The sequence below is a fragment of the Mycobacteriales bacterium genome, from assembly GCA_030697205.1.
In the GTDB taxonomy this organism is placed as follows: Bacteria; Actinomycetota; Actinomycetes; order Mycobacteriales; family SCTD01; genus JAUYQP01.
The window spans coordinates 1-11,889 of sequence record JAUYQP010000042.1 but is presented as its reverse complement, the minus strand read 5'-3'; the positions used below and the strand labels follow the sequence as shown (position 1 = coordinate 11,889).

Sequence of the window (11,889 nt, the reverse complement as noted above, 5' to 3'; positions counted from 1 at the left end):
CGCGGCATCCTCTCAGGCGCCGAGCGCGTCGCAGGCCTGGGCGGGGGTGAGCACCTTGAGTCGGGGCACGGCGGCAAACGCCCGGTCGGTCGTCACGACGGCGTCGAGCCCGTGCACGAGCGCGGTGGCCGCGTGGACGGCGTCGCGCATCCCGAGGGCGCCACCGCGCGCGACCAGGTCGAGCGCCGCGTCGAGGACCACCTCGTCGAAGGAGTGCACCCGGCACGCCGTCTGCACGGCCCGCGCGTCGCGCGCCACCGTCCTCGGCGGGACGCCTCGGCGCAGCAGCACGTGGGCGAACTCCTGCACCAGCTCGACGCTGCACTCGGGCAGGAACAACCCCGCTGAGACCTGCTGCAGGAGCTGCTGGCACGGCTGGCGCAGCGGGTGCTCCCCGCCCCGGGCGTAGAGGAGGACGGGGGTGTCGAGGAGCAGCCGCATCAGGGCTGGAACCGGTCCAGTGACGAGACGATCTCCGCCTTGAGGTCCTCCTCGGAGCCGATGTCGATGGGCGGCGCCGCCAGGAGGTACCTCGCTGCAGCGCGTCGGGCGTCGTCGCCGGCGGGCAGCTTGTCGTCGATGGCCTCGCGCACGATCGTGGCCACCGAGGTGCCCCGCTTGGCTGCGGCCTCCTCGAGCCGGCGCAGGCGGTCGTCGTCGAGCAGCACCTGCAGCCGGTGCGTCAGCCGAGACATGTGCATACAGTAGCAGGTGCAGGTCTCAGGAACGCCTGTGGACGGCCGTGCTCCCGTCGTACCTGCGACCTAGGATGGGGGCAGTGAGCACCCTGCCGTACGACGACTTCGCACCTGCCGTGCTGGCTCCGGCAGGCCCGTCCGTCGACCGCCTGCTGGAGGGCCTCAACCCGCAGCAGCGCGAGGCCGTCGTCCACGAGGGCAGCCCGCTGCTCGTCGTCGCCGGTGCCGGCTCGGGCAAGACGAAGGTGCTGACGACCCGCATCGCCTACCTGCTGGCCGCCCGCGGGGTGCAGCCCGGCGAGGTGCTCGCCATCACCTTCACCAACAAGGCCGCGGGCGAGATGAAGGAGCGGGTCTCGGGCCTGGTCGGCCGCCGCTCCTTCGCGATGTGGGTGTCGACGTTCCACTCCGCGTGCGTGCGGATCCTGCGCGCCGAGGCCAAGAAGCTCGGCTTCACGCAGTCGTTCTCGATCTACGACCAGTCCGACTCGCAGCGCCTCATGACGCTGGTCTGCCGCGACCTCGACCTCGACCCGAAGCGCTTCCCGGCGCGCCAGCTGAGCAACCAGGTCAGTGACCTCAAGAACGAGCTGGTCGACTGGGAGACCGCCCGCGACCGGGCCGACAACGTCGTGCAGAAGCAGGTGGCGGAGGTCTACGCGAGCTACCAGGCGCGGCTGCGGCAGGCCAACGCGATGGACTTCGACGACCTCATCATGACGACGGTGTCGCTGCTGCAGGCCTTCCCCGACGTGGCCGAGCACTACCGACGGCGCTTCCGTCACGTCCTCGTCGACGAGTACCAGGACACCAACCACGCGCAGTACACCCTGGTCCGTGAGCTGACCTCGCCGGTCGGTGACCTCGGGGCGGCCGAGCTGTGCGTCGTCGGTGACGCCGACCAGTCGATCTACGCCTTCCGGGGCGCCGACATCCGCAACATCATGGACTTCGAGAAGGACTACGCCGACGCCCGCGTCGTGCTGCTCGAGCAGAACTACCGCTCCACGCAGACCATCCTCTCGGCGGCCAACGCGGTCATCGCGAAGAACCCCGACCGCAAGGACAAGCGGCTGTGGACCGACTCCGGTGACGGTGAGCGCATCGTCGGTTACGTCGCGGACAACGAGCACGACGAGGCCGCCTTCGTCGCGGGCGAGGTCGACCGGCTCACCGACGACCACCAGGTCAAGCCCTCGCAGGTCGCGGTCTTCTACCGCACCAACGCGCAGTCGCGGTCCTTCGAGGAGGTCTTCATCCGGGTGGGCCTGCCCTACCGCGTGGTGGGGGGCGTCCGCTTCTACGAGCGCAAGGAGGTCAAGGACGCCCTGGCCTACCTCCGCGTCCTGGCCAACCCGGCCGACGTCGTGTCGCTGCGGCGCATCATCAACACCCCGCGCCGCGGGATCGGCGACCGCGCCGAGGCCTGCCTCGACGCCTTCGCGGCCCGTGAGCGGATCGGCTTCCACGAGGCGCTGACCCGCTGCGAGGAGGTCCCGGGCATCGCGACCCGCTCCGCCTCCGCGGTGACCGCCTTCGCCGACCTCATGGAGGAGCTGCGGACCCTGGTGGTCGGCGGCATGCCTCCCGCGGAGGTGCTCGAGGCGGTGCTCGACCGCAGCGGCTACCTCGGCGAGCTCGCCGCGTCGGTCGACCCGCAGGACGAGTCGCGGGTGGAGAACCTCTCCGAGCTCGTCGGGGTGGCCCGCGAGTTCTCCGAGCGGGTGCCCGACGGCGGGGTGCAGGAGTTCCTCGAGCAGGTCTCGCTCGTCGCCGACGCCGACACGGTCCCCGGCGAGGGGGACGGCGTCGTCACGCTCATGACGCTGCACGCCGCCAAGGGCCTGGAGTACCCCGTCGTCTTCCTCACCGGGCTCGAGGACGGGGTCTTCCCGCACGAGCGCGTCTTCGGCGACGAGCGCGAGCTGCAGGAGGAGCGACGGCTGGCGTACGTCGGGATCACCCGCGCGCGCGAGCGGCTCTACCTCTCGCGCTCCGCCACCCGCTCGATGTGGGGACAGACCCGCTACAACCCCGCGTCGCGGTTCCTCGACGAGGTGCCGGCCGCGCTCGTCGAGTGGCAGCGCGCGGAGTCGACCATCGCGCAGGCCCCGGCGATGGCGGCGGTGGCCTCACGGGTGATGGGCACGCCGCGCGGTCGCACCGCCGGCCCGGGCCTGCGGCCGATCCCGGCGCTGGACGTCGGCGACCGCGTCACCCACGACACCTTCGGGCTCGGCACCGTCACGGCGCTGCGCGGAGCCGGCGACTCGATGCAGGCCGAGGTCGACTTCGGCGCCGGGACGGGCGCGAAGTGGCTGCTCCTGCGCTACGCGCCGGTGGAGAAGCTCTAGCGGTTAGACGCGGACGCCGTGCGCGCGCAGCCAGCGCAGCGGGCTCGTGGTGCCGCCGCCGACGCGGACCTCGAAGTGCAGGTGCGGGCCGGTGCTGTTGCCGGTCGAGCCGACGTAGCCGAGGGTGTCGCAGGCGTCGACCCGGCCACCGCGGATCAGGATCTTGCTCATGTGGGCGTAGGCGGTGACAGTGCCGTCGCTGTGGCGGACGGTCACGAGGTTGCCGTAGCCGCCGTCGTAGCCCGCGCTGACGACGCGGCCGGCCGCGGCCGCTCGGATCGGCGAGCCGTAGGAGCCGTTGAAGTCGACGCCCTTGTGCATGCGGCCCCAGCGCTGGCCGTAGTTGCTGGAGATGCCGCCGCCGTTGGGGCGGCAGTAGCGGGCGCGCTCGACCGGTGTGGCCTTCGGGCGGGTGCGGGTGCGGGTGGCCCGCGGCGGCGCGGCCTTCTTGACGGGGCGCGCGACGACCGGCAGCGGGCCGTCGAGCAGGTCGAGGCGCTTGCCTGCGGTGGCCGCGCCGAGGTCGATCACGGTGCTGGTCTGCGCGGCGGCGGTGACGCGGACGGTGTCGTCGCCGGAGCTGCTCGGGGCGGCGAGGCCGACCATGGCGAGGGTGCCGGCGACGAGCAGGACGGCAGGCACCGCAACGGTCCGGCGGGGGCCGGCGGGGGCGGTGCTGTGGGCGGAGGTGGCCGCGTCAGGCGCTGCGTCGGTGAGGACGTCGGCGTCGTGCGGGGCGAGCGGGGGGTGTGCGGAGGGCAACGTCTCGGCTCCGGTGTCGGGGTCGGGGCGGCACGGCACAGGCCCCTCACGGGGCCCGGACGCACGTCGACCGCCCGGAGAGGGGCGGGTCGTTACCACGACGTTATACGACGTAGCCCGGACGGCCAAGCCCACGTAGCCCGACGTGACTAGTTACTCAGCGGACGGACGCGGCCGTTCCTTGATCATCCGAGCGGTCTCGGCGGGTGGTGGCGATCATGCGCGGTGTGCCCCGCGGGCGTGATCGCCACCTCTGAAAGGGCCCGCGGGGGCGGCCGACTGCGGGGCGGGGAAGTGGCGATCATGCGCGGCGTGCCCCGCGGGCGTGATCGCCACATCCGGGGAAGATGGGGGCGGGAGGGAGAGGGTGCGCGCGGGTCGGTCAGGCAGGGGCGGTGCCCCGGCGCAGGCGGCCGAGGACCGCCAGGGTGCGGCGCGGCTCCGGAACGGGCGCCGGGGCCGGCACGGTGGCCTCGATGGGGGTGATCCCCGACAGGATCGTCGCGCCGTCGTGGTCGAGGTGGCTGAGCAGCGTCGCGATCTCGTGGACGACCCGGCCGTCGATCGGCAGCGACATGTGGCCGACGCCGCGCAGCAGGACGTTGCGGACCGACAGGTCGGGGTGGTCGAGGCGGGCGGAGCGCTTGGGGACGATGAGCTGGTCGAGGTCGGACCAGAAGGACACGAACCGAGTCCGGATGCCCGGCGCGGGCTCGGCGAGCTCGGTCATCAGCGACGACCCGGGCCGCAGCTGGCGGACCAGCTCGGTCGGCAGCAGCCGGGCCGCGACGGTGCCGGCGTGCGGCGAGCCGAGCGTGCAGAGGGTGTGGACGCGCGCGTCGCCGCCCATCCGCTGCACGTAGTAGCGCGCGACGACACCGCCAAGGGAGTGCCCGACGACGTGGACCCGCTCGTAGCCGGTCTCCTCGCAGGTCTTCTCGACCAGCCGGGCGAGGCGCGCGGCGGCCGAGCGCACGTCGTGGGTGAAGGGGCTGTAGTTGACCGTCAGGACCCGGCCGAAGCCGCGGCGGCGCAGCGCACGGCGCAGCAGCGTGAAGATCGAGCGGTTGTCGACCAGGCCGTGCACGAGCAGGATCGGCGTGCCCGCGGCGACGATGTCGCCCATGAGCAGTCCGCGCTGGGCCGGCGGCAGGTCGCCGAGGCTGAAGCGCTCGAGCTCCTCGCGCACCGTGATGCGACTGCGCTCCGACAGCACGCCGAGCGGGTACATCGCGGCGTGCGCGGCGACCCATGCGACCTCGGTGCCGGTGCCGCGCAGCCCCGCGGGGCTGCAGACGGTGCGGACGCCGCGTCGGGTCGTCGCCCCGGCGCGCCGCAGCGCGGGCCGTGGGTCCTGCACGTCAGCCTCCGGGGTCGCGGGTGCTCGGGCGTCCTACGGGCGTGACGCTACACACACCGTTGCCCGCGCGTGACGCAACGCACACCTGTCTGGCGTCAGAGCGATCCGCGAACAGGGGCAGACCACCGCGTACGCCGCGCGACGGCCCGCCCGCCGGGCGCCTCCGCGACGAGCAGGCCGAGCCGCCGGCCGGCCTCGGCCGCCACGTCAGCGGGCGCGAGGACAGCGTCGGCGACGCCGAGCCGCAGCAGGTCGGCGGGGGTGATGCCCATGAGGTCGGCGCACTCCTCGGGCGGCCGGCGGAGCGCGGCGGACGCGCCTTCCGGCCCGATCGCGGCGAAGTAGGCCTCGTCGGTGAGCAGCACGACGTCGGTGGCGGCGGCGGCGAGCGCACCGCCCGAGCCGCCCTCGCCGTGCACCACCGACAGCGTGGGGGACCGGCAGGTGAGGACCGCGTCGAGCGCCTCGCCCATGGCGGGCGCGACCCCGCCCTCCTCGGCCTCGGTGCCGGGCTCCGCCCCGGGCGTGTCGACGAGGGTGAGCAGCGGCAGCCCGAGCCGGTCGGCGAAGCGGGCAGCGCGGGTGAGCAGCCGGTAGCCATCGGGGGTCGGCCGGCCCCCGACCTCCGACGCCAGGGCGACGCCGACGACACCGAGGCCCGCGACCCGCCCGACGGCGGCAGCGACGGTGCTGTCACCGCGCGGTGCGCAGAGGTCGACGGCGCCGGTGAGCAGGCCCGCGAGCAGGGCGCGACCGCCGACGGAGCGCCCGCGGGCCCGGCGTACCTGCTCCCACCCCGAGGTCTGCTCGACCTCGTGCGGCGCGGCCGCAGCGGTCAGGGGTGTGGGTGTCCCGGGGGAGAGGGCGTCGAGCGCGCGGGCGAGCCAGCCGGGGACGTCCTCGCCGGGCAGGACGGCGTCGACGAGGCCGGCGCGGTGGGCGGAGGCGGCGGTGTGGCTGTCCCCGAGCGGCAGCGTGCCGGTGACGGCCTCGACGACGCGCGGCCCGGCGAAGCCGACGGTCGCGCCCTCGACGGCGACCCGCAGGTCGGCTGCGGAGGCCACCGAGATCCAGACGCCGCCGGTGGTCGGGACGTCGGCGACCGACAGGTGGGGCAGGCCCTCGGCGGCCAGGGCGAGCAGCGCGATCCGCGCCCGCGGGATGCCGACGAGCGCGGCCATCCCCTCCTGCAGCCGGGTACCCCCGGAGCGGACGAGGGTGACGAGCGGGACCCGCTCGGTGCGGGCGAGGTCGGCGGCGGCGACCAGCGCGGTCGCGTCGTCCTCGCCGAAGGAGCCGCCGAAGACCGAGAAGTCCCAGGCCGCGGCGACCGGGCCCGAGACCAGCCGCCAGACCGTGACGGCGGGCCGCGGGGAGTAGCCGGGCCACCCGCCCGGGTCGCGCCCGACGAAGGGGACCGGCACCCGCGCGGCACCCTCGAGCAGCGGTGCCCGCCAGTCGGTCGTCACAGTGCGCGTACTCTCCCACCGCTGGCACCACCGCTGTCGAGGAGGCCCCGATGACCACCACGTCCCGCATCCGCGTGGTCGTCGCGAAGCCCGGTCTGGACGGCCACGACCGCGGTGCCAAGGTCGTCGCGCGCGCCCTGCGCGACGCCGGCATGGAGGTCATCTACACCGGGCTGCACCAGACGCCGGAGCAGATCGTCGAGACGACGATCCAGGAGGACGCGGACTGCGTCGGCCTGTCGATCCTCTCGGGCGCCCACCTGACCTTGATGCCCCGCGTCGTCGAGCTGCTGCGCGCCCGCGGCGCCGACGACGTGGTCGTCTTCGGCGGCGGCATCATCCCGGAGGACGACATCCCGGTCCTCGAGGCCGCCGGCGTCACCAAGATCTTCACCGCCGGCGCGTCGCCGAAGGCCATCGTCGAGTGGGTCCGCGAGAGCGTCGGCAGCGCGACCGCTAGCTGACCCCCGCGACCCCGCGCCCCGCTCCTGCGTCCGCATCCAAGATCAACAGGCGTTCTGCACGAGACTCGCCGACAGGTCGCGTGCAGATCCCCTGTTGATCCTGGCTAGTGGCTGGCTAACCGGCGGCGGACCGCGACCCCTGCCACCACGAGCAGGGCTGCGGCTGCGGGCAGGGTGGCGGGCAGGCCGGTGCTGGGCAGGGTCGGAGACGGTGCGGCGGGCGGGGCGGCGGGCGGCACGGCAGGAGGTCCGGCGGGGGGCGTCACGACCGGGGGTGCGGCTGCGGCGGCGCGCATCGGGAGCGAGAAGGTCGAGCCCGGACCGGTCGTCACCGTGATCGCGTCGGCGACCAGGTTGTTGCGCGACGTCATGTCGGTCGCCGCCAGGGTGAGCCGCACCGAGTGGCCGGCGTCGAAGCGGTGCGCGAAGCCGAGCAGCTGGATCGTGACGGGCGACTCGAGCGCCGCAGTGGGGATGCGCGCCGGGGCGATGAGCCGGTGGATGAGCTCGCTCGAGCCGTCGGGGGCGACGTCGTAGACCTTGCCGAACATGACGAGGTCGGTGGGCGCGACGTGCGACAGCCGCAGGGTGGCCGACGGGACGCCGACCGACTCGGTGTCGGTGGCGAAGGGCTCGGACGTGAACGACACCGACTGGCCCGGCTGCTCGGAGGGCTGGCGCGGGTCGGTGCCGTCACCGGTGAAGTTCGACGTCTCGGTGAAGGCCGCGGGCTGGCCGCCGGGCGGGTTGAGGAACATCGCGCTGCCAGTGGTCGCGCCGGCGGTCACCAGGGCGTCCGTCCCCGAGAGCGTGAAGGTCGTCGAGGGCATCGCGGGGTAGGCAGCGGCAGCGGCGTACTGGCTGGCGTTGCTCGCCCCGGTGGCCTCGGGGGTCCAGTCGCGGTGCCAGCTGAAGCTCGGGAAGGGGTCGGCCTTGCCGCGCAGCGCGCTGTCGAAGAAGGCCAGCGTGCGGCTGGTGAGGTAGCAGCCCTCGAGGCCGGCGAAGCCCTCGCCGCCCGTCCCGCCGCCGTAGACCTCGCACTCGCCGGGCAGGCTGGTGTAGCCGCCGTGCCCGCCGGAGTTCCAGACCATCTTGACGGTCTTGCCGCGGGCCTTCAGGGCGGTGTAGGTCGCGAGCGCGTCGTTGACGTTGAACAGCGTGTCGCGCTGGCCCTGGACGAACAGGACCGGGATGTCGAGCTCGGGGACATAGGTGGCGGCAGACGCCCGGCCGAGCAGTGCGCGGTCCTCGGCGGAGGCGTCGCCGGTCGCGACGATGCGCGCGAAGACCTCGCAGACCTCGACGGTGAAGCCGACGCAGGGGGTGCCTGCCACCAGAACGGGGTCGGCCGAGGAGAGCTTGTCGCCGGGGCAGTTCCCGTTCATCGCTCCCGTCGGGGGGATCCCGCCGACGGGCTGGGTGTTGCCCGCGGCGAAGAGCAGCGTCGTCCACTGCGCCTTGAAAACGCCCTGCTCGTGGAGCTGGTGGGAGAAGCCGGTCGGGTCGCCGGGCTTGACCCAGTTGTTGGGGTAGAGGGAGTACTGCAGGAGGTTCCAGGTGCGGCCCGGCGCGGCGGCCCGGACCCGGTCGTCGATGCCGGCGTGGACGAGCTGGCCGCCGCCGCCGTAGGAGCCGCCGACCGTGCCCACCACCGGACCGCGCGCGTCCTTCAGTACCTCAGGGCGGGCGGCGAGGACGTCGACGAGCTGCCGCGCGGCCTTCCCGTCGTAGTCGGCCTGGTGCAGCGTGATGCAGCCGCCCGAGCCGCCGAAACCGGCGCTGGTCCAGGTCAGCACGACGTAGCCGTGGCGGGCGAAGTAGCTGGCCTGCGCCACGACCTCGGGCGCGGACTTCGACAGCCCGAAGCCGTGGGTGATGAGCATCGCCGGCTGCGGGGTCGCCGCGGTCGCGGAGACCGGGACGTAGAGATCGGTGTCGATGTCGACCTGGTGGTCGTCAGCGGGGCCGTCCGTGACCGTCACGAGCGCGGGGGTGACGGTGAACTCGTCGAGCGCGCCGGCGGGGGAGGCCGTCGCGACGCCCGCCGTGAGGACGGCGGCGGAGAGCAGCAGGGCGAGACGCACGGGGGTGCTCCTGGTGTGGGGTGGGTCACCACTGTGCCTGTTGCAGCGCCATTGCGGGCAGGATCTCCGAAGGCCGCGCGCGGGGACCTCCCGCCGGGTCGCTACCCTCGCTCCCGGCTGCCGAACGGGCACCCCGACGGACAGGACCCCTCGTGGACCTCATGGAGTACCAGGCGAAGGAGCTCTTCGCCAAGCACGGTGTGCCGGTGTTCGCCGGCGAGACCGTCGACAACCCGGCTGACGCCCGCGCGGCTGCCGAGCGCATCGGCAAGGCCGTCATGGTCAAGGCGCAGGTGAAGGCCGGCGGCCGCGGGAAGGCCGGTGGCGTGAAGTACTGCCCCACGGCCGACGAGGCGGAGGCGCGCGCCACCGACATCCTCAAGCTGGTCATCAAGGACCTGCCCGTCCTCAAGGTCCTCGTGACCGAGGCGTCGGACATCGACAAGGAGTACTACGTCTCCTTCCTGCTCGACCGCGCCAACCGCACCTACCTCGCGATGGCGTCGATCGAGGGCGGCATGGAGATCGAGGAGCTCGCGGTCGAGCGCCCCGAGGCCCTCGCGAAGGTCCCGGTCGACGCGATCGTCGGCGTCGACGCGGCGAAGGCAGCCGAGATCGCCGACGCCGCCGGCTTCCCCGCCGACGTCCGCGACCAGGTCATCGAGGTCCTGCAGAAGCTCTGGGTCGTCTTCGTCGAGGAGGAGGCCACGCTCGTCGAGGTCAACCCGCTCGTCCGCACCCCCGAGGGTCAGATCCTCGCGCTCGACGGCAAGGTCACCCTCGACGGCAACGCGGAGTTCCGCCACAGCGACGTCTTCACGACCTACGCCGACGTCGTCGCCGACGACGACCTCGAGGGCCGGGCCAAGGCCAAGGACCTCAACTACGTCAAGCTCGACGGCCAGGTCGGCATCATCGGCAACGGCGCGGGGCTCGTCATGAGCACCCTCGACGTCGTCGCCTACGCCGGTGAGGCGCACGGTGGCGTCAAGCCCGCCAACTTCCTCGACATCGGCGGCGGCGCCTCGGCGCAGGTCATGGCCGACGGCCTCGAGATCATCCTGTCCGACAAGGACGTCCGGTCGGTCTTCGTCAACGTCTTCGGCGGGATCACCTCCTGCGACGCGGTCGCCGACGGCATCGTGCAGGCCCTCGCCATGCTCGGTGACGGCGCGAGCAAGCCCCTCGTCGTACGCCTGGACGGCAACAACGTGGAGGAAGGGCGCCGCATCCTCGCGGAGGCTGCCCACCCCCTCGTGACGGTCGTCGACACCATGGACGGGGCGGCCGACAAGGCCGCCGAGCTCGCCAACGGGAGCGCTGCGTAATGGCCATCTTCTTGACCGCGGACAGCAAGGTCATCGTCCAGGGCATCACCGGCTCGGAGGGCACCAAGCACACCCGCCGGATGGTCGCCTCGGGCACCAACGTCGTCGGTGGCGTCAACCCGAAGAAGGCCGGCAGCGACGTCGACGGCATCCCCGTCTTCGCCACCGTCGCCGAGGCGATGGCAGCCACTGGCGCCGACGTCACCGTCGTCTTCGTGCCGCCGGCCTTCGCCAAGGCCGCTGTCATCGAGGCGATCGACGCGGGCATCGGCCTGGCCGTCGTCATCACCGAGGGCATCCCGGTGCAGGACTCGGCGTACTTCTGGCAGTACAACGTCGACAAGGGCAAGGCGACCCGCATCATCGGGCCGAACTGCCCCGGCCTGATCAGCCCCGGAGCGTCCAACGCGGGCATCATCCCGGCCACGATCGCGCCCACCCCGGGCAAGATCGGCCTGGTCTCGAAGTCTGGGACGCTGACCTACCAGATGATGTTCGAGCTGCGGGAGTACGGCTTCACCACGGCCGTCGGCATCGGTGGCGACCCGGTCATCGGCACCACCCACATCGACTGCCTCGAGGCGTTCCAGAACGACCCCGAGACGGTCGCGATCGTGATGATCGGCGAGATCGGCGGCGACGCCGAGGAGCGCGCGGCCGACTACATCAAGGCCCACGTGACCAAGCCGGTCGTCGGCTACGTCGCAGGCTTCACCGCCCCTGAGGGCAAGACCATGGGCCACGCCGGCGCCATCGTCTCCGGCTCCTCGGGCACCGCTCAGGCGAAGAAGGAGGCCCTCGAGGCCGCCGGCGTCAAGGTCGGCAAGACGCCGTCCGAGACCGCTGAGCTGATGCGAGAGATCATGCGCAACCTCTGACACTGCTCGGACATCGAGCTTGTCGAGATGAAGGCCCCCGGTTCGCCGGGGGCCTTCGTCTTCCTCGGCCGGTCGTTCTCAGCCGCCGCCGCCTGCATAGGGAGGTAGCGGCGGACGCGAGTACGACTGGACCTCGCCCTCCGTGACGTGCTTGGAGGTGTCGGAGACGCCCCGGAGGCTCCCGCGGCGCTTGTGGTCGTGCCGCCAGGCGAAGAGCAGCACCAGCGCGATCACGGCCAGCACGATGATCCAGAACATCATGGCGTCTCCTCCGGAGGGGAGTGCCAGCATGCGCCCCGGCGAGCTTGTTGGCAACGACTCAGGTGACGGCGTTGCGCTCGGCGTACCCGGGCGCCAGGTGCTCCGCACCGGCCAGTACGGCGACCAGGTGCTCCACCGCGTCGTACACGTCGGTGTGGCTGACGTAGAGCGGCGTGAAGCCGAACCGGGCGATCCCGGGGCGGTCCCCGTCGTCGCGGAAGTCGCCGATGA

Annotated in this window: 11 protein-coding genes; 4 read left to right on the top strand and 7 right to left on the bottom strand. The window is 72.9% G+C overall.

The features are described 5' to 3' along the window. Positions 1-12 precede the first annotated feature (12 nt). Positions 13-441, bottom strand: coding sequence for a type II toxin-antitoxin system VapC family toxin (locus Q8R60_13245; GenBank protein MDP3713434.1), 429 nt, complete (start codon positions 439-441; stop codon positions 13-15). Further along, positions 441-695, bottom strand: coding sequence for a ribbon-helix-helix protein, CopG family (locus tag Q8R60_13240; protein MDP3713433.1), 255 nt, complete (start codon positions 693-695; stop codon positions 441-443). The genes Q8R60_13245 and Q8R60_13240 overlap by 1 nt, the downstream gene beginning before the upstream one ends. A 92-nt stretch (positions 696-787) precedes the next feature. Between Q8R60_13240 and pcrA the strand changes: the two genes are divergently transcribed. Continuing rightward, positions 788-3,052: a DNA helicase PcrA gene (gene pcrA, locus Q8R60_13235; protein MDP3713432.1), complete on the top strand. Its 2,265-nt coding sequence runs from the start codon at positions 788-790 to the stop codon at positions 3,050-3,052. A gap of 3 nt (positions 3,053-3,055) precedes the next feature. Here pcrA and Q8R60_13230 read toward each other — a convergent pair whose 3' ends face one another. The 3 genes from Q8R60_13230 to Q8R60_13220 form a co-directional block, all read right to left on the bottom strand. Next, positions 3,056-3,814, bottom strand: a complete 759-nt coding sequence (locus Q8R60_13230; GenBank protein MDP3713431.1) for a M23 family metallopeptidase — start codon at positions 3,812-3,814, stop codon at positions 3,056-3,058. A gap of 382 nt (positions 3,815-4,196) precedes the next feature. Further along, positions 4,197-5,174, bottom strand: coding sequence for an alpha/beta fold hydrolase (locus tag Q8R60_13225; GenBank protein ID MDP3713430.1), 978 nt, complete (start codon positions 5,172-5,174; stop codon positions 4,197-4,199). Between the two features lie 95 nt (positions 5,175-5,269). Beyond that, positions 5,270-6,643, bottom strand: coding sequence for a carboxyl transferase domain-containing protein (locus Q8R60_13220; protein ID MDP3713429.1), 1,374 nt, complete (start codon positions 6,641-6,643; stop codon positions 5,270-5,272). Positions 6,644-6,693: 50 nt separating this feature from the next. On the opposite strand from Q8R60_13220, the gene Q8R60_13215 reads away from it, so the two are divergent. Continuing rightward, the gene (locus Q8R60_13215) at positions 6,694-7,107 is read left to right on the top strand and encodes a cobalamin B12-binding domain-containing protein (GenBank protein ID MDP3713428.1); all 414 of its coding nucleotides are present in this window, start codon (positions 6,694-6,696) and stop codon (positions 7,105-7,107) included. Positions 7,108-7,211: 104 nt separating this feature from the next. Here Q8R60_13215 and Q8R60_13210 read toward each other — a convergent pair whose 3' ends face one another. Beyond that, the gene (locus Q8R60_13210) at positions 7,212-9,191 is read right to left on the bottom strand and encodes a CocE/NonD family hydrolase (GenBank protein MDP3713427.1); all 1,980 of its coding nucleotides are present in this window, start codon (positions 9,189-9,191) and stop codon (positions 7,212-7,214) included. 152 nt (positions 9,192-9,343) lie between these two features. Here Q8R60_13210 and sucC point away from each other — a divergent pair, with 152 nt between their 5' ends. Then, entirely contained in the window at positions 9,344-10,519 is a 1,176-nt protein-coding gene (sucC, locus tag Q8R60_13205) for an ADP-forming succinate--CoA ligase subunit beta (protein ID MDP3713426.1), read from the top strand. Continuing rightward, on the top strand, positions 10,519-11,397 hold the full coding sequence (gene sucD / locus Q8R60_13200) for a succinate--CoA ligase subunit alpha (GenBank protein ID MDP3713425.1): 879 nt from the start codon (positions 10,519-10,521) through the stop codon (positions 11,395-11,397). Before sucC ends, sucD begins: the two co-directional genes overlap by 1 nt. Positions 11,398-11,475: 78 nt before the next feature. Here sucD and Q8R60_13195 read toward each other — a convergent pair whose 3' ends face one another. Further along, the gene (locus tag Q8R60_13195; GenBank protein ID MDP3713424.1) at positions 11,476-11,658 is read right to left on the bottom strand and encodes a hypothetical protein; all 183 of its coding nucleotides are present in this window, start codon (positions 11,656-11,658) and stop codon (positions 11,476-11,478) included. Between the last annotated feature and the right edge of the window lie 231 nt (positions 11,659-11,889).

Coding starts and splice junctions, on each gene's coding strand:
- Q8R60_13245 (MDP3713434.1), bottom strand. CDS start 441: ATGCGGCTGCTCCTCGACACCCCCGTCCTCCTCTACGCCCGGGGCGGG.
- Q8R60_13240 (MDP3713433.1), bottom strand. CDS start 695: ATGTCTCGGCTGACGCACCGGCTGCAGGTGCTGCTCGACGACGACCGC.
- Q8R60_13215 (MDP3713428.1), top strand. CDS start 6,694: ATGACCACCACGTCCCGCATCCGCGTGGTCGTCGCGAAGCCCGGTCTG.
- sucD (MDP3713425.1), top strand. CDS start 10,519: ATGGCCATCTTCTTGACCGCGGACAGCAAGGTCATCGTCCAGGGCATC.
- Q8R60_13195 (MDP3713424.1), bottom strand. CDS start 11,658: ATGATGTTCTGGATCATCGTGCTGGCCGTGATCGCGCTGGTGCTGCTC.